General features: G+C 42.1%; 22 protein-coding genes. 5 read left to right on the top strand and 17 right to left on the bottom strand.

The window, feature by feature from the left end; translation table 11 throughout:
• Positions 1-16 precede the first annotated feature (16 nt).
• The 5 genes from CJU60_RS19405 to CJU60_RS19385 form a co-directional block, all read right to left on the bottom strand.
• A complete protein-coding gene (locus CJU60_RS19405) occupies positions 17-247 on the bottom strand; it encodes a YrhC family protein (protein WP_010335091.1) in 231 nt (76 codons plus the stop codon).
• An 84-nt stretch (positions 248-331) separates the two neighbouring features.
• The gene (locus CJU60_RS19400) at positions 332-1471 is read right to left on the bottom strand and encodes a bifunctional cystathionine gamma-lyase/homocysteine desulfhydrase (protein ID WP_024122290.1); all 1140 of its coding nucleotides are present in this window, start codon (positions 1469-1471) and stop codon (positions 332-334) included.
• A gap of 1 nt (position 1472) precedes the next feature.
• Positions 1473-2396 (bottom strand): O-acetylserine dependent cystathionine beta-synthase, encoded by a 924-nt coding sequence (locus CJU60_RS19395; protein WP_024122291.1) that lies wholly within the window; start codon positions 2394-2396, stop codon positions 1473-1475.
• A gap of 61 nt (positions 2397-2457) precedes the next feature.
• Positions 2458-3153: a 5'-methylthioadenosine/S-adenosylhomocysteine nucleosidase gene (gene mtnN / locus CJU60_RS19390; protein ID WP_024122292.1), complete on the bottom strand. Its 696-nt coding sequence runs from the start codon at positions 3151-3153 to the stop codon at positions 2458-2460.
• Positions 3154-3173: 20 nt separating this feature from the next.
• Complete coding sequence (locus CJU60_RS19385; RefSeq protein ID WP_024122293.1) at positions 3174-3815, bottom strand: class I SAM-dependent methyltransferase; 642 nt, start codon at positions 3813-3815, stop codon at positions 3174-3176.
• Positions 3816-4007: 192 nt separating this feature from the next.
• Here CJU60_RS19385 and CJU60_RS19380 point away from each other — a divergent pair, with 192 nt between their 5' ends.
• Positions 4008-4211 carry a YrzA family protein gene (locus CJU60_RS19380; protein ID WP_024122294.1) on the top strand — a complete coding sequence of 68 codons (204 nt, stop codon included), beginning with the start codon at positions 4008-4010 and terminating at the stop codon, positions 4209-4211.
• Positions 4212-4245: 34 nt separating this feature from the next.
• Here the strand turns inward: CJU60_RS19380 and CJU60_RS19375 are convergent, their stop codons facing one another.
• The 3 genes from CJU60_RS19375 to greA form a co-directional block, all read right to left on the bottom strand.
• Complete coding sequence (locus CJU60_RS19375; protein ID WP_024122295.1) at positions 4246-4947, bottom strand: YrrS family protein; 702 nt, start codon at positions 4945-4947, stop codon at positions 4246-4248.
• 64 nt (positions 4948-5011) lie between these two features.
• Positions 5012-6766, bottom strand: a complete 1755-nt coding sequence (locus tag CJU60_RS19370; protein ID WP_095714691.1) for a peptidoglycan D,D-transpeptidase FtsI family protein — start codon at positions 6764-6766, stop codon at positions 5012-5014.
• 53 nt (positions 6767-6819) lie between these two features.
• On the bottom strand, positions 6820-7293 hold the full coding sequence (gene greA / locus CJU60_RS19365; protein WP_010335099.1) for a transcription elongation factor GreA: 474 nt from the start codon (positions 7291-7293) through the stop codon (positions 6820-6822).
• 499 nt (positions 7294-7792) lie between these two features.
• On the opposite strand from greA, the gene CJU60_RS19360 reads away from it, so the two are divergent.
• The 4 genes from CJU60_RS19360 (at position 7793) to CJU60_RS19345 (ending at position 9227) form a co-directional block, all read left to right on the top strand.
• Entirely contained in the window at positions 7793-7945 is a 153-nt protein-coding gene (locus CJU60_RS19360) for a hypothetical protein (RefSeq protein ID WP_176471095.1), read from the top strand.
• 9 nt (positions 7946-7954) lie between these two features.
• Positions 7955-8143: a hypothetical protein gene (locus tag CJU60_RS19355; protein ID WP_095714689.1), complete on the top strand. Its 189-nt coding sequence runs from the start codon at positions 7955-7957 to the stop codon at positions 8141-8143.
• A gap of 239 nt (positions 8144-8382) precedes the next feature.
• Complete coding sequence (locus CJU60_RS21980) at positions 8383-8583, top strand: hypothetical protein (protein WP_017697615.1); 201 nt, start codon at positions 8383-8385, stop codon at positions 8581-8583.
• A 128-nt stretch (positions 8584-8711) separates the two neighbouring features.
• Positions 8712-9227 carry a hypothetical protein gene (locus CJU60_RS19345; protein ID WP_095714688.1) on the top strand — a complete coding sequence of 172 codons (516 nt, stop codon included), beginning with the start codon at positions 8712-8714 and terminating at the stop codon, positions 9225-9227.
• A gap of 45 nt (positions 9228-9272) precedes the next feature.
• On the opposite strand, the gene CJU60_RS19340 is transcribed toward CJU60_RS19345, so the two are convergent.
• The 9 genes from CJU60_RS19340 to CJU60_RS19300 are packed head-to-tail and all read right to left on the bottom strand — an operon-like array spanning position 9273 to position 17538.
• Complete coding sequence (locus CJU60_RS19340) at positions 9273-10238, bottom strand: N-acetylmuramoyl-L-alanine amidase (RefSeq protein ID WP_095714687.1); 966 nt, start codon at positions 10236-10238, stop codon at positions 9273-9275.
• A gap of 44 nt (positions 10239-10282) precedes the next feature.
• Positions 10283-10705, bottom strand: coding sequence for a phage holin family protein (locus tag CJU60_RS19335; protein ID WP_095714686.1), 423 nt, complete (start codon positions 10703-10705; stop codon positions 10283-10285).
• Between the two features lie 50 nt (positions 10706-10755).
• Complete coding sequence (locus tag CJU60_RS19330) at positions 10756-10965, bottom strand: XkdX family protein (RefSeq protein ID WP_095714685.1); 210 nt, start codon at positions 10963-10965, stop codon at positions 10756-10758.
• On the bottom strand, positions 10966-11349 hold the full coding sequence (locus CJU60_RS19325) for a hypothetical protein (RefSeq protein WP_095714684.1): 384 nt from the start codon (positions 11347-11349) through the stop codon (positions 10966-10968).
• The gene (locus tag CJU60_RS19320; protein ID WP_095714683.1) at positions 11346-12605 is read right to left on the bottom strand and encodes a phage baseplate upper protein; all 1260 of its coding nucleotides are present in this window, start codon (positions 12603-12605) and stop codon (positions 11346-11348) included. Before CJU60_RS19320 ends, CJU60_RS19325 begins: the two co-directional genes overlap by 4 nt.
• Entirely contained in the window at positions 12602-12883 is a 282-nt protein-coding gene (locus CJU60_RS19315; RefSeq protein WP_255238363.1) for a hypothetical protein, read from the bottom strand. The genes CJU60_RS19320 and CJU60_RS19315 overlap by 4 nt, the downstream gene beginning before the upstream one ends.
• A gap of 12 nt (positions 12884-12895) precedes the next feature.
• Positions 12896-14806, bottom strand: coding sequence for a right-handed parallel beta-helix repeat-containing protein (locus tag CJU60_RS19310; RefSeq protein WP_095714682.1), 1911 nt, complete (start codon positions 14804-14806; stop codon positions 12896-12898).
• 10 nt (positions 14807-14816) lie between these two features.
• On the bottom strand, positions 14817-16682 hold the full coding sequence (locus CJU60_RS19305) for a phage tail protein (protein ID WP_255238364.1): 1866 nt from the start codon (positions 16680-16682) through the stop codon (positions 14817-14819).
• A gap of 22 nt (positions 16683-16704) precedes the next feature.
• Positions 16705-17538: a phage tail domain-containing protein gene (locus tag CJU60_RS19300; protein WP_095714680.1), complete on the bottom strand. Its 834-nt coding sequence runs from the start codon at positions 17536-17538 to the stop codon at positions 16705-16707.
• Positions 17539-17540: the final 2 nt, after the last annotated feature.

The following is a 17540-nucleotide window of genomic DNA, read 5'->3' as shown; positions in this document are numbered from 1 at the left end:
GTTGATGGCTGTTTTTTTATTCGTCGGCTTCTTCCAAGCGCTTCTTATATACAAGTGAACGGTCGGCGCAAAAGAAAGCGCCGGCTAAAAACACGCAATCCGTCATAAACATAACTGATTTCTGGCCTAACGTTAAGCCCTGATCAGGAAGAACCGCGCCTATATATAAAAAAGTGCTGACTGCAAGCAAGGTAAAAGCGAAATGCTTGTAGTCTTCTTTTAATGATTTCATTCTATTCTTCTTCATAAAAGAATCACCTGCCAGATTCATAGTATACGACTATTATAATATACTCTGGCAGCTTACAGAGAAAGTAAATCTATCCATTTGTTATAAAATGTTAAGAGCCTGCTCGATATCTTCCAGCAAATCCTCCCCATCCTCTATTCCCACAGAGATTCTGATCAAGCCGTCTGTAATGCCGAGTTCAAGCCGGCGCTCTCTCGGAATAGAGGCATGTGTCATTCTAGCCGGAACAGAAATTAAGCTTTCTACAGCGCCCAGGCTTTCTGCAATTGTAAACAGCTTAAGTTTGCCTAAAAAGGCATCCACTCGCTCTTCACTGCCAATATCAAAGGAGATCATGCCTCCAAAGCCTGATCCTTGAGATTTCGCAAGCTCATGTCCCGGATGGTTTGGAGAACCAGGGTAATATAACGTTTGAACAGCAGGATGCTGCTCAAGAAAGCTTGCGATTTTCCGCGCGTTTTGATCGATTGCTTCCATTCTGAGCCCCAGTGTTTTGATCCCTCTCATTAACAGCCATGAATCCTGAGGGCCGAGCACGCCGCCTGTTGAATTTTGCACAAAATGCAGCTCTTCTCCAAGCTCTTTCGAAGCTGTAATAACTAAACCGCCGACAACATCACTGTGCCCGCCGAGATATTTAGTCGCACTGTGAAGTACGATATCAGCGCCTAAAGTAAGCGGCTGCTGAAAATATGGTGTATTAAAGGTGTTGTCTACGATTAGAAGAACCCCCGCTTTTTTCGCAATATCTGCCATCAGTGATAAATCGGTGATTTTGAGAAGCGGATTTGTCGGTGTCTCAATATAAATTGCCTTTGTATTGGGACGAATCGCTTTTTCGACTTCTTCTCTGCTGCTTGTATCCACAAAAGTTGATTCAATGCCGAGACGGTTAAGCACTTTTGTCATCACTCGATATGTCCCGCCGTACACGTCATCAGTCAAAACCACATGGTCTCCGCTGTTAAACAGCATCATAACAGCTGTAATTGCAGCCATTCCTGAGCTGAACGCATAACCTGCTTCCCCGGCTTCGAGCTCTGTCACAAGCGTTTCCAGTGCAGTTCTTGTCGGGTTGGCCGTTCTTGAATATTCATAGCCGGTATGCTGGCCTGCTTTTGGCTGCTTGTACGTGCTCACTTGATATATCGGAACGGAAACAGCTCCTGTTTTCTCATCACCTGTGATCCCGCCATGTACCATCAATGTTTTTTTCTTCATATCAGATGCCTCCTTCGTATATATGTTTGCTGATATACCGATCACTGCTGTCTGGGAATACTGTGACAATATTTGTTCCGGCAGACGATTTTTTCGCTTCCTCCAATGCCGCATAAAGCGCTGCACCAGAAGAGCTTCCGATCAGCAGGCCCTCTTTTTCAGCCGCTTCTTTAACAAGTCTAAAAGCATTCTCATCTGTTACCGTATATATTGCATCAAAATGGCTTTCATCCATATAGTCAGGGATAAACTCCATGCCGATCCCTTCTGTTTTATGAGCATGAGGCTCTCCGCCGTTTAATATGGAGCCTTCCGGTTCGACAATCACTGTTTTGACTGCGGGATGTTTTTCTTTTAAGAAGGATGCTGTTCCCGCGAATGTGCCTCCTGATCCTGCCCCCGCGACAAACGTATGAATATTGCCGTCAAGCGCTTTCCATATTTCAGGCCCAAGAGTCTTATAGTAAGTCGATGGATTTACTCGGTTTTTAAATTGCAAAACACAATAGGAATTATCAATTTCCCTCTCCAGCTGTATCGCTTTTTGAATGGCTCCCTGCATTCCGTCTTTACGCGGCGTATGCACGATTGACGCTCCTAGCGCCTGCATAATTTGCTGCTTTTCTTTGCTGAAATGTTCCGGAACACAGAAAATGGCTTTTAAACCATGTTTTCTGGCGTTAAGGGCAAGCCCGATACCTGTATTTCCGGCCGTTGCCTCTATAATGACTCCCCCGGGCTTCACTTTGCCTGAATCCAGGGCGTCACGAATCAGCATATCTCCCAGTCTGTCTTTTATGCTTCCGCCAGGGTTCATCATTTCCAGCTTGGCATATACAGCCACTCCTTCAGGAATATCAAAATTCTTCAAGCGGAGAAGCGGTGTATTCCCAATCAGCTCCGTAATGTCCGTAATAACTGTCATATATGTCCTCCTCCTTGATAGAGGTTGTTTTAGAGAAAACGGAGGAGAACACTCCCCCGTTTTAATGAATTCGTTTGATCACTTTTAACACAAGCTCTGTTGAGTGAACAGCGGCCTGCTCTAAAAATTGGTCAAATGAGACATGTGATTCTTTTCCTGCGATATCAGATAATGCTCTGATCACAACAAACGGCGTTTTAAACTGGTGGCACACTTGAGCGACTGCCGCTGCCTCCATTTCAACCGCATACAGATCAGAAAATCTCGCACGCACCTCTTCGACCCGCTTCGGATCATTCATAAAAGAATCACCTGTTGCGATCGTTCCTTTTGCAACTTGAATGCCGTCAAGCTCAGAAATCGCTTCTTCAGTAATGCTGATCAGCTTTTCATCTGCGGCGTAAGCAGCCGGAAGGCCTGGCACCTGTCCGTATTCATAATCAAAGGCCGTTACATCTACATCATGATGGCGAACGTCAGTAGAAATGACGACGTCTCCCACATTCAGTGTATGATGAAATCCGCCCGCTGAGCCTGTGTTAATCACATAATCAGGCTTGTAGCGATCAAGCAGAAGTGTCGTGCTGATCGCAGCATTCACTTTTCCGATTCCTGATTTTAAAAGAATGACTTCAGTTCCTTCATATTGGCCTGTTGTAAATTCACAGTGCGCGATCGTTTCTGTTTTTGCATTTTCCAGTTTGTTTCTTAGGATGGTTACTTCCTCTTCCATTGCTCCGATGACTGCTAGTTTCATCTATACACATTCCCTTCACTTTACCGTTTGATCGCCTCCATTATCCACACGAAGTCGTTTTGCTGAATGAATTGGACTGCAAAACCTTCAGCTGTAAACATCTCTTTCATCGTTTCCAATGTGGGATAATGCTCTGTCTTTAAATCATTCGCCAGCTGATAGAAGCCCTGAGAACGTGCTTTATCAATGGCTTGATTATACGCTTCCTCGTGTTCAAAGACAGTATCGGCAAACACTATTTTATCATGCATGTGAAGGTATTTGCCATATTGCTTTATTGCAGCTCGTTTTTCTTCGTCAGTCAAATGATGAAAAGCATATGAACTGACAATCGTGTCAGCCTGAAATGGCGGTTCAGGGAATGTCAGGAAGTCTCCGTCAACAATTTCCGCCCTGCCGCGAAGCTTGTCAGATGCTAACTTGCGCATCGCCGGAGACGGCTCGACTCCAAATACAGATTTCCCCGCTTCAAGCAGTTTCGCTGTCAAGTTGCCGGTCCCTGGCCCAAATTCTAATACACGAATCCCTGACCGGCTGACAATGGCATTCAAAATATCATCATAGCCTCTGAACGCCTCTTTATACTGAATATCAAAACCTTGAACTGTTTGATCGTAAGTTGCGGCCCAATCCTCAAAAAGAGGGATAAATTCACGTCCCATAGTTGTCACACTCCATATTTTATAATTCCTATAAGCATACTATGAATTAATGATGGAACAGTTCCTATCTTACCATATCTTCTTGAAAGTAGGTACTAAAACACTTTGTGTTTTTTATCCAGTCATATATTGCGCGTACAGCGTAAAAAGGCTTATACTTCATATGACTTGTAAAGGCGGAGGGGTCGAAAGATGAATTTTCAATTGGATCTGATTAAAGACAAAGTAGAATTTTTCGAAGCGGCATCATTGCAGGAGCTTGAAAAGAAAATCAACACACAAATTGAAAACAATAAAGCAATCATGCTGCGTGTGAAATCTGTCTCGCATCAAACTGCTGTGGCAGACGGAAAATTTTTTTACAGCGCCGTTGTTCATTTTGCGGCTGAGGTGTAAAACAAAAGCAGCCGAAAGATTCGGCTGCTTTTGTTTATTTTAATTTTTCTACTTTTGTCGGCTTCCAGCCTTTTTCATCAACCCATGTAATCGTTACTTGATATTTCTCTCCGCTCGTTTTATCTAAAATCTTACCTTTGGCATCCTGAGGGCTGCCGTTATTTCCGAGCCAGAGCACGGTCATGTTATCTGTTGAAACACCGGTTGCATATGATATGGCTTTCAGCATCTCAGCCCAGTCTTGTGAGCTTGAGTCATAAGTGGCGGCATGCTCGCCCTTCTGCTCAGTTCCGACTGCTTTCCAGTCAGGATTTTCATACGTTTTTTCCACATCACTTGATGAGCCGCCTTCTGTAACTTTTGCGTCTTTAAGCGGGTCATCTGAATTTGAGTCTGAATCTGAATCTGAGTCATCACTTTTAGAAGAATCATCTTTTTTGGAATCTGAATCTGAGTCAGAAGATTTCTCAGAATCCTTTTCGCTGTCAGATGTATCTTTCTTACTGTCTTTTATATCCTCATCCGATTTCTTTTCCGTCTTTCCTGAAGCCGGAGATTCCTGTTTTTGCGCCGTTTCAGAATCCTTGCTGACATCTTTGCTAGAAGGACTGTTAATGAAGAGATTGGCTGCTACTACAACAATTAGAATAGATACGATTGCGATTAAGATGTTAAGCACTAAATTAGCTTTCCTGCGCTTATCACGGTTTTCATAACGAGATTGATTATTGCTCAATAATTCTGCACTCCTTTATCCCTCTTGGCTCAGCATATATTTTACCATGTGCTGAGAAGTTGTTCTATTTCTGATTGATTTCAATTTCGTGTACTTTTTTAACAATATCATAAAACACCGAATTTGTCAGAGCCTTATCCCCCGGCGTATCCATGTGCAATACGACAAGCGCGTATTTCGGCTTATCCGCGGGAAAATACCCGGCAAACCATTTTTCATAAAGCGTTTCTTTATCTTTTGAAAGCTTGCCTGTCTGGGCGGTGCCTGACTTCCCTGCTACAGTATACGAGAGATCCTGAAACCTTCTGCCCGTTCCGGAAGGAAATTCCACCACCCGCCGCAGCATTTTTTGAAGCTGCTGTGCCGTATATTTGTCTATTGTTTCTCCTTTAAGCTTCTGATCTTTAAACTTGACGAGCGTTGTGCCGTTTTTGTATTCAATCTGCTCTGCGATTTTCACCTGCCGCTTTTCACCGCCGCGGGCGATTGTCGCCATCATATTAGCTACCTCAAGCGGCGTTACCTTTACATTTTTCTGCCCGATCGCTGTTTGCGCAATTGCTTTTTTGACTGATTTGTCTTTTTCATCCCCCCAAATCACACCGCTTTTTTCATTATAGAATTGGCGGAAATCTGACTCGTGGTACAGTTTTCCTTCCCAGCCTGCCCGATCTGTAAGGGACAGCTTTTCTGACATGTCTTCAATGACGGAATGGTCTTTCTTCATTAATTGTTCGGCAAGACTTGTAAACGTGTAATTGCAGCTTTGTGCGAAACTTTCTTCAAAGGACAGGGTTCCTTTGTCGTCTCCCGGTTCGCCGTACAGGTTTAAATTACAATTAAAGGTTTGACTCGGCTTTACCGCGTTATGCTCAATCGCAGCTGCCGCTATCACAGTTTTAAAAACGGAGCCGGGATAGATTGGCGTCAGCATATAATTTTGAAGCGTGTTTTGTCTGGACACATCGGCATCCGGTTTGCTTACGATGCCCAACACACTGCTCTTTTCGATGTCCAGCAGCACCGCTCCTCCTTTTTTCAGCCCCTGATCATCTAGTATGCCTTCTATCGCTTTTTGAATGCTTTGATCAATCGTTGTTTTGACTTGGAGCGGATAAAATGAGTTGGCCTCAGCTGTATATTTGACGTCCATGCCGAACAAAGGGTTTCCTTTTCCGTCCACATGATACAAAAGCTTCGTGTCCTGTTCCGGGAGCAAAAACTCATCAAATGTCCGTTCTAAACCAGTTGTGCCGATTTTCGTTTTAATCGGCAGGTTTTCCTTTTCTGGATACTTATTGCGGAGAAGCGCCGGATCTTGATTGGTTGTGCCTATCGTATGCGAGGCAAGACTGGGCTTGTCTTCATTCTCCATATATACGCCGTAAATGCCAGGATATTTCAAAGAATTGATTTTTGTGATAGATTCCTTCGAAAGTGTTTTGATTTTCTTTTGATGTAAAATAACTGGTTTTTTCGATTTTGCAAGAGTCTGATGCAAATCATCTTCAGACATGCCGAGAATCTCTGCGACTTTTTTAATCGGCCAGTCCTGCGTTAACAGAAAAGGAAACAAGACAACCGCAGGCTCGCTTGTACCCGTCAGCGCTTGGCCGTTTCGATCTAAAAACGATCCTCTGCCGTCAGAAATGAGCACTTCCTCCGTCCGCTGATTAACACTTTCCTGTATTAAATTAATTTTCTTTTTCGAAAATGATTCTGTGAAAAACAGCTGGATTTCCGCGAGCCTCAGCAAAAGCAGAAAAAACACGATTAAAAAAGCCAGGACAGCCAGCTTCATTCGTTTCGATAACTTCATAAAAAAACACCTCACCCACATTGTGGACGAGGTGTTTCTTTGCTAAACGGATATTATGAAATTTTCACAATTTTCACGAGCATTTCTCCGCCCGGCGTCTGAACTGTGACTTCATCATCTACTTTTTTGCCAAGCAGGCTTTTAGCGATCGGCGAGTCGTTTGAAATTTTCCCTTCAAACGGATCAGCTTCAGCGCTTCCGACGATTGTATAAGATTCTTCATCACCATCAGGCAGTTCGACGAAAGTGACGGTTTTACCTAAACCGACAACGTTAGAGCCGCCGTCATCTTCAATGATTTTCGCATTGCGGATCATATTCTCAAGAGTCGTTACACGGCCCTCTACGAATGCCTGCTCTTCTTTCGCTGAGTCGTATTCAGAGTTTTCGGAAAGATCCCCGAAACTTCTCGCAATTTTGATGCGCTCTACTACTTCTTTTCGTTTAACCGTTTTCAAATATTCTAATTCTTGTTCAAGTTTTTGTTTTCCTTCTACAGTCATAGGAAAAACTTTCTCTTGTGCCATGTCCCTTCACTCCTTCTGGTTGTCCCTCAACATCTTCGATTATGTATGAGAGCATAAACTAAAATACAAGAATGAGAACACAGGGCAGTCCTCGTTCTTCTCTCCCATATTGGTACTGTTTATCTTAAACTGAATCTTGTGGTTCTGCAAATATTTCGCGTTTATAAACAGGGAAAGAAGGGAATTTACACATCCCCTTCCTGCCTATACATAATATGGTCAGAGTTATTTATGTCTATGCTATGGTATTACAAAATCGCGTTTTGTTCAAGAATGGTTTGAATTTTTGTGACCATCAGATCAATTGTTTCTCTAAAGTTTTGAATACAACTCATTTATAACTAAATCCTATTATGTAAGGATTTTTGCAAGGCGTCATTATATGTTTATTTGCACTGATTTGCACTGGTTTATAAAAAAGTGTGGGCAAACCGTGGGCAATATGGGCATTTCACTTCTGTTATAATTAATGTATGAACTTGATAAGGGAGTGACCATTTTGAACCTTAACAAAGCCCGCGGATTTTTATATACTTTAGCACGCATCTTGGGTGATGTGCAAGCTGCAAGAAAAGGAACGTTCGGGAAAAGAATTGCTCGCCGTGCTGCTGGTAAAGCCACCAACAAATTAATGAGGAAAATCATTAAGTAGGCTTGTAACATGAATGATTTTGAACGTAAGTTATATCGGATCATCGTAAACATGCGTTTATATGGAAAGAACCCGACTTTGCCAGAACTAAAAAGAAAGACAGGGAAAAGCGAACAAGAAATACGAGAGGCCACAAAAATCCTGATCCGCAAAGGCGCTCTTTCATGGGATAAAGAAAAGAAAATATGGATTATTTAAAAAGCCCAATTCATATGAGTTGGGCTTTATTTACAATTGGATCGGTTATAAATGAAGCAAACATGGATCGAATGTAATTCTTAGAGCAGTTTTATTACACACCGGCAGGAACTGCGCTTCATATAAATAAAGGAAACGTTGCTTCTTATACCATTAGACATATTACAGATTGCTCAATTTTTATATAACTGTTGGAAACGTTTTTTCCGTCTGCGATAATTAAATAAGAGGTGAAATCAATGAATGGTATAGAATTTTTAGAGTCCGTGTCTCAACTGGGACAAATAATTTTATTGTTCTCCGGCTACGCCCTTTATTGGAGATTAGGTAAAACAAAAAAAGAACGAAGTCTTACAAAATACGAAACTTTTCTTAGATTCTTTGTAATGTTCGGCATATTTGCATGGGCACTTTCGTTTCTTGCTTTGCATTTGTGGTAACGACTTTCTGTCGATATATGACTTATTATGTCTAATTTGCTTAATTCTAAATTAAATTCCCTTTTTCTTGAAAAAATGTATGTTACTATTGAATTGCTTTACCAATTCAAAAAAGGGGGAGTTAACACATGTTGAAAAGATTGTTTTTTCTGGCGTCGATTTTCTTTCTTGCTATTGCCACAATAGCACCAGCAGCTTCAGCAACACAATTGAATCCGAAGGACGGTTTAGATGGCTTAACTGAAGAACAAATTGAAAAGTCTGTTGCAGAAGTTGAGTACATCTTTACTAAAATTTTAGTTTTTGATAAAGAGGCGGGATATACAGTCAATGAGGACGAGCTTGAAAAAGCTCCTTATCCTCCAGCTCAAAAAGAGGGCATGATCGCTTTCGCTAATTATATGAATAAGGAATATAATTATAGCGATGTCAAAATCAATAGTGTTCAAGGATGTTTAGAAGATGCACTTAACTTAAGTAAAGGTGCTTTGAATCAAGTTCAAAAAGCCATTAAAAACGGAGATTGGTTGACTGTTGTAGGATTTCTAGGAACTATAGGTTTAGCAGTTTCCCCAGCAGCAGTATTTGCATTCTTCCTACTCTGTGGTGCTCCAGTGGCAAAGATTGCTCCACAAGAAAATTGATAAATGAATTTTAAACCCCTTCTACAACAGAAGGGGTTTAATTTTTTATAATTTCTCTTCAAGTTTCGCTTTAGTCTTAGGCCCATAAATGCCGTCAGCAGTCAGACCACTTACTGACTGGAACCGTTTGACTGCATTTGCTGTTTTCGGACCATAAACGCCATCAATGCCGTTATTCTTCTCCCCTTTATCTGGATAGAAGCAAAGAGCAGCCAGAGCATTTTGAATCCGCCTTACGTCATCCCCTTTCCGCATAGGGTTTGTTACTCTAATGACACCAGAGGGCAGCGCATATGACGTTTTTTTGCTGCTTGGTTTAGGGCTCGAAGTACTTGAGCCTGTGAGCTTTAATACTTGGCCGACCTTGATCAAGTTCGGGTTCTTGATACCGTTCAAGCTTTGCAGGGATGCCACACTCACCCCCTGCTCTTTTGCAATTACGGAAAGAGTATCGCCTTTTTTGACTGTGTAAGTGCCCCCAGAAGCTTTAGGCGCAGGTTTTGAAGTTGTTTTCCCGCCCAGAGCCTTCAATTCTTTTTCAATGGCAGTCTTAACCTCATCCCATCTGCCCTCCGACAAAATACGGTGCGGGCAATACTTGCCGTTCCAATCCTGATGCTTGCGGACACGATCAATACCCCAGCCGCGCTCTTTAAGCAGCTGCACCACAAATTTGATTGCCAGCTTTTCTGCTGCCTTATATTTAGCGCCTCCTGACTTGCTGTAGCAAATTTCAACACCAATAGACTTACGGTTCCCTGTGCCGTTTGTGCCGTCTCCTGTGTGCCATGCGTTACGATTTAACGGTAGCCCTTGAATAACCTCTTTGTCATCGACGGCAAAATGAAAGCTTGTCGAGCTAGTATTTCCGATCATATAGCTGATCTCATTGGCAGCTGATGCATCATTGTAAGTGTTGTGAATGGTGATGTATTCGGCAGTCATGGGATTAGGGCATTTTAATTTATATTTAGCTTCTGATACAAGATTCTTTTTCACTTTGATTGTCATAAGTATTCTCTCCTTTATTTTTGATATAGAAAAAAGCCGCCGGGTTACCCAGCAGCATGTTCATCCTTTTCATTTGTTTGATCATTATCATTTTCGATTACGTGAAGTCGATCAGTAATGGCCGCCGGAATTTTAACGCCGATCTGTGCAAGGTTCTCAGTAATAGAAAGCCCTTCATTGGCGATATAAAAAAGAACGGTTCCAAATGTCAGGACCCCGTTCAGATTAAGAATTGTATCTATGATGTTTGCCACGATGACCACCAGAAAACTGAGCATCTTACGCACATAACCGAACCAAGCGCTCCGGCTCCGCAGCTTTTTGAATTTCCAAGCCTTGATCACACCCGTTATTACGTCAAGAATGCTGAGAACCAGTAGTAAATCAAGGTACTTCACACCCCCAAACAGATAAACTCTCGCTAAATCCAATGTTTCAAAATTAATAAACACCGTTGTCTCCTCCATTTCTTGTTATCACCTCCTTAGAGGCAAAAATAAAAACGCCTATTAAGCGCTTATCCTTCTTTGTTCAATTCAACCCGAGCAGGCTCGTCAGTCTCCCCAGAAGGGACGTCGATGGGAGAAGGGTAATCTTTTCCCGTTACTTCCTTGTATTGATCTGTAGTAATCCATCCAATATCAACGTACTTTTTTATGTCATCGTCTGTGTAGCATTCCCATTTATAAAATTGCTTGATATCCTCTAAATCCGGATAAAGAGACATTTAACTCCCCCCTTTCAGATCATTAATTGCCTGCTGTAGTTGTGCTATTATAAGTGCCTGCTCAGCCTCTCTTTTTCGTCGATCAGCATTTTCCTTTTCTGCTGCAGCTATTTGCAATGTTAGCTTTGCATTTTGGATTTTAAGAATATCAATTGGAGACTGTTCCCGTTCACTTGCTGCCTTTTCATATAGTTGTTCAATCTCTTCTTGAGTAGCCTCTTCTGTCCATGTCTGCTCTTCTGGATGAAACTTTGGTTTAACAAACGATGGTGGCTGAATGGTTGTGCAATTTTCAGGAACACTATAAATTCCTTCTTCATCCGGCTCAATTGTTAGAGGAACCGTAAAAAAGAAGTTTTCATCATATCCATAAACCTGTTTCATGACACACTTCCTTCCTGAAATCCTATTACAGCGTCAATATAGTAACCACCTACAAACTTACTTGGGTCTACAGGATTAGGATATTTAATTTTAAGATCACCATTTTCATAAATAACAAGGTTAGCCGTTCCGCCAGTTCCGCTGAGTGCTACCGAAGCCACTGCGCCACCGACAGGTACAGCCGAAGCAGGAATTGAGCCAAAAATGATCTCAGGTTCTGTTTTGATATGACCACGAATCAACAATAAAGGTCCCCACCGCGCATAAATTGCTGTTCGTGTGCCAATTGTAGCACCGTTTTTCAAAGTGATATTCGCATAAGTAACAGCTCCATTCCATTTCGCTCGTTCGGCTGCGGATGTATGTCGTTCCTGATTGTAATTGTGTTGCCTAAACTCTACTAAAGAAGCTTGCTGCACATTGTCTACATTCCCTAGTCCTACTTGCTCCTTTGTTACTTCATGGGGATTGTCTTTTCTGCCTTCGTGTGTGTCTGTATATGCCCTTGCATTGGTTTCAGCAGAGTTCCATTTGTTTCTTTCAGTAGTTGTCACATGCCTTACTACATCCTCTGTGTGTAAATCAAATTCTTTTTTTGTAGCCTGTTTTTCATTTAGGACATTCTCAAGTCCCACTTGATCTTTCGTCACTTTGTGTGGATTAGACGTATCAATAATGTGTGTGTCTGTATATGTCTTTGCATTCGTTAACGCTTCGTCAGCCTTCGCTTGAGCGCCTTCCTTTGTCTCAATCTTCTCTAAGTCCTCAAATTTCTTCCGTAAATCTTCAATAGTTTGGATAGTTTCATCATATAGCTTTTTAATCATCACTTTTAGCTTTTCAAATTCATCAATGTAATACTCAGCTACCGGAACAATATCTCGATCAACTAAATTTCTTACAATCTCGAATGTAAATTCATGGGCTGATAACGCTTGTTTGTTCACATAATAGAGATTTAAAACAGCCTCCACTTTCCCATAGTGCTTGATCTCATCATTGGACAAAACATATTCAGCTATGCCGTTAATCTTGTCCACGATTGATAGGGAACGATCAGAACGGCTGCCGTCTGAAAAAAACATGGTGAGAACAAGATTGACACCCGACAAAGGCAATGAGACGCCATTTTTAGTGAGCTTGAAAATGAGTTTGGCCGTTCCTTTATCCTGTGTAGACATTTGAATATTCGTTCGAATAACGGCTTGAGAATAAGATGTAATATCAAAGTTCAATGTAGACTGTCTAAAAATCATGAACCCATCACCGTTTTTTCTTCTGTCATTTGCTGCATTTTTTCCGTAAGCTCTTTAAGCTGCTGTTTCAAGTCTGCAAGTTCTTCATCTGTGTTCGGCTTGACTTGAAATTCAACTCGTTCACCCTGTTCATTCTCAAGCCACACGTTTTCAAAATTCACACCCTCAAGTAGAATCACCCTGCTGCCGTCCTCTCGGAAGCCAGAGACACTTTTCCTATCTTCTGATAAAAAGGCAGAGGCAACCTCCACTCGATCTTTTCCCATTACAATAAACATCTGCAGCCCTCCTTAATAAACGTCTTTCGCATCTGTTTTTGAATCAGATGAATTATCTACAATACCGCTGATTGTCCAATTTCCGCGACAGTCATTACCGAAGCGAACAACTTCTCTCACTGAGCTTGTAATATAAATACCGGCTCTGGCTAAATTCGTGATTGTCGAAATAGAGCGACACGTATTGTTTGATACTTTGATCCGTTTTGATCCGTTTGCGATTCGAATTGCTTCATATTCACCATGTTTACTGTTACCGGCACCCGTAATCAAATTCCCCTCCACAATAGAAAAATAGACATGAGACTGTTCAATCCCATATCTGGCAGGTCTTCGTATAATATTGTTTGAGGTGATAAGATCAGAGCACCCACCGAATGCCGCAATTCCATCACGGCCAACAAAACTAATGATATTTGCTCCCGATGTGTTAATTCCTATGCAGTCATTTAAGCGCACGCCATCACCGGAGATATCTGAAATAAGATTTCCTGTTATGACTCCACCACGAATGGCATCCAGCCTAATTCCGGCCTGATATGAACCACCGACACCATCAATGAGATTACCCGTAATGACAACATTGCGGCCAATCCCTTCATCATTGATAAAGCCTCTAACATAAATAGCTTCATTCTTTACTGTGTCATAGATTTTATTGCCTGATATCGTAATATCATAAAAATCTTGAGACTTAGACAGCTGTTCGAATTTATCATTTTTTGTATGCCCTTCATTAGTTGGATCAATTGCACTTATAGTGATTCCATAGTGACATTTCCTTAGGGTGTTTCCTGTGACGCTTGAGTGCTTCCAGTTGTACCCTCTTATGGCCCATCCGGTTGTCCCATCGAAAGTGTTGTCTCTAACAGTGATATTCTCATGCCAATACCCAATCGTAGATGAATGAGAACCGACCCCCCGCGGCCACGCCTGAGTACCGGGCGTTCCAGATGCCCCAAAATAGCAGCCTGTCACTTTGCCGTCTCGGCACACTGTGAAATCATATTCACCAAACGCACCAAACACTCCTGAACGTTGCGCTAAGTCAACTTGAATGGCTTCTGAAAACGAACGCGTGCCGTCTGGATCAAAGAATCCTAGAAAATCGCTATCAATACACGCGAAACGCTCACATGCGTTAAATTCAATGCCGTGATAACTTCGTACATCTTTGATAATCACATTCTTCACATAAATATTGCGACCATGGCCGAATGAAAATGCGTTAGTTCCACGTTGAATATGCAGCCCACGACAATCCCAAACCCCGCCCTCAATAATGATATTTCCGTTACCCTCGTAACCGTGATAATTTACAGTACCATCACCATTGACACCCATATATTGCCCGTAATAATTGAGCATTTCGGCTCCGTGAGCGCTAACTTTCGTATTTGCCCAAAAAATTAGAGGTGCTTCAAGCTTAAATGTGCAGCCGTTCGGTATATAAATGTGAATCCCATCACTATTCTTAGCTAAATCAAGAGCTTTCTGAATCATTGGGGCTGAATCAATTTCACCGGTGGGGTCTGCCCCAAATTCCAACACATTCACTTGCGGCAGCATGTCCAGCCGTCTGTTTAAGCGCCGAAAGTCATAATCCACCCGGTCTTTGGCGGTTTCATGAACCGTCGCATCTTCGGCCACTCTTAATGCAATCAGTTCTTTGATATTTGTCCCGTCTGCCTCCGTGATAACGTTAGCCAAGGTGTTCCTCAAGTTTTTGAGCATGTTCTCGACTGTCGTTAAGTCGTGCGTAATTTGGTTAGACGAATGAGCTGCCTTTGCCTTCTTATGGCCTTCAATTCTTGATTCATTAAGATTGATTCCTTGTTCTGTTATACGTGCATTATCATCTAATTGAGCAAATAGACTGGCGTTTGGAGCATCGCCAAGCCTTTTATTTAAATAAACTGTCATGATTTCACCTCTATTTCTGTCCTACTATGAGGATTTTTATTTTTGATCCACCCGGAACCCCTAGAGGGCTACTTATATTTCCTTCTCTAAAAAGAGTTATATTAATTTTATTTACGTCCACATCTTCGGCGTACAACGTATAACCCGCCTCTTTCATAATGGAATTGGCATCCCCAGTTACATACTGGATGGTGTAATCATCGTCTGTATTCAAAGAAAGAATACCAGCTGCCAAGGAAGCAAAGCCCTCGCCATTAGACACAAACCATTCACCATTTGAGAATTGTAAAGAGAAAGTATATGTGGTCTGCTGAGACGGTTGTGCAGTAGCCAAGCTCTGCTTAATTTGAGTGATTTCAGCCAGTCCAGTGGCTAATTGATTTTGATAATTCTTGATGGCCTGCTCCTGATTTTTTGCGCGCTTTTTCTCTTCTATTTCCACGTCTACACGGCTTTTTCGCTTCCCGTCAATTGTCAGGTCAGAGGGCTGTTCTGGTTTCAATGGGTTGTATGAAGCCCCGGTTGCTCTCAGCTTCCCATCAAAAGTGACCCCGTTTAAAGGCGTATCCGCATATACACGAATTGTATCGCCTGCCATTACTGGTTCTTCTAGGTCAACCAGTGCCTGATCTAACAATTCCACATAGTCGGCGTCATAGGAAACCTCTGCGTAAGGATTGACTTTGGTTTTAAGCAGCTTAATCATATCCTCCTTTGTGGTGATAGAATCATCCGTGACCGGTTCCGCCCAAGATGGCTGCCCATTGATTAGAAACTTTTTTTCTTCTGGGTGAACATAGGTGACCGGAGGGAAGACATACTTTTCATCCTCACTTTTGAATGTCCTGTACACCTCGATAATGTTGCCGCGAAGCAGATACATAACCGGATCAGCTTTCTTTGTGCCTTTGGTGTTTGGGTTATTGCTGTCCCTACCTTTAAAGGTGGCGACAACCTTATAAGTCTTGCTGTCTAGGCCGCGAATGATATCAAACTCTTTTTCAGTCGGGGCTGAATCTTTATAGACAGATATGGTTTTCGTCTGATCACCTATCTTAAATTCCCATTTACCACCCAGCTTTGACACTAGGGTTTTAAATTTAAAGCCTGTCCCTGTGAAGGAAAACGAAAACGTGGCGCCTATTTTCTTCGTGTAATCTGCTTTTAATGAACTATCATACGTCCAGATGCCTGTTTTGGAATCGTAGGGGATCGACTGATCCCCCAGGGTGTCCTTATCTTCTTTGAGCTTCCCGTATCCTTTCACCCGTGTTGTCGTGTTATCTTCGCTTGTTGTGATCTGTAGGGACGTGAGATTCGAAAGGTTATCCAGCCTTTTTACAATCTCTTTGCCGGCTTTTTTGTAAATGTATAAATGCGTGTTATCCGGGATGATCTCCACCCCAAAGGTGGAAATGATTTCATCCATCAGCTCGGAAGTCTTTTTATTGCCGAAACCCTCCAGCTTTTTAGCCCCGATCTCCTTTGCATCAGGCATAATTGTAAATGTGATTTCACTGCCTTTTACTGCGTGCTTAAGTGCTTCATTGAGAGTTTTTGTACCTTCTATCGTTTCATGAACAACATGCTTGATCGCCCTAAAGGAATAGATATGCGTAGCTGTTATATCTTTCGTTAGCAGAGCGCCTTCCTGTTTGATCGTAGGTGTGTTAATGAAATACTGCTGCTTTTTATACCGCACCTCGTCGATAATAATAAAATTCCTTCCGACTAAAGCATTGAAAGGAATCTGATTGTATTCAGTCAAGGTAATTGAAAAAGATAAATCTTTTTTCCCAGTGACATCATCATTCACTTTAGGCTCAACGTGAATAAGCTCATGTTTTTGGCCCGTTTTAATGTCATGGACAAACATCTGATTCAAAGAGCCTCACCTCCTATTTATAATAAAAGTGTGTAATGAATCGGATATCGCTGTAGGTAGCGCCGGCAATCCTAAATTGATTCTGGCCCGCTGCGAGAGTCGGGAACCGCCCACTCCTATCGGAAATAGGCGTAGAGTTCTTCAAAATGTGATGCTTCAAAAGCGTTATCTTATCCGTTTTTGAAAATTTTCCGTTCAGCGTCAGGGTTTCATTTGTTGTGATATTAGTGATTGAAATATCAGTACCCTGCAGGTACATTTCGACGTTGTAATTGTAGTTAATCGGGTCCAGTTTTACGTCCCCTATGTTATCCACTACAAAAGAGTTTTTATTTTTAAAGTGAAACACAGGAGTTGTGTCCCGCCGGATATTCATGCCCAAGTGAAACTTTTCGTCCTTCAATTCCATAGATGCAGTGCTGTCATTTAAAGACTCAGCAAGCCCCTGAATGGCCGTTAATGTAATATCGACTTCCTGATACTTTTTGCCGTTTTCTTGATAGATGGAAAATGCGTCATCACACGTAACAAGCCATCGTTTATAAGGCTGCTGTGTATTGATTACATAGTAGGGGTCCTCTCTTACAAAAAGGTTGTAAACGGCGTCCCTCTTGATCTGGAACTGATAAGAGCTGTTTGCCTCCACGAGCACTTTTATGTTGATTTTTCTTTCTGTGTATCGTCCAGTGTTCCCCTGCTTAAGCATCATCGTCCCATTAATGAGCGCGTTTGTTCCAGCCGTCTGCCTTTCGAACACTGGAGCCTCCGGCCTAAATGAAGAAAGCGAGACACCTGAAAGAGTCTCGCTTAAATACTTGCCGTCTATTATTAGATCATAGTTTATCAACC

The sequence above is a fragment of the Bacillus sp. 7705b genome (assembly GCF_002289525.1).
GTDB classification, from domain to species: Bacteria; Bacillota; Bacilli; order Bacillales; family Bacillaceae; genus Bacillus; species Bacillus halotolerans.
The sequence above is the reverse complement of the archived record's forward strand: the minus strand, read 5'-3'. Positions and strand labels throughout refer to the sequence as shown.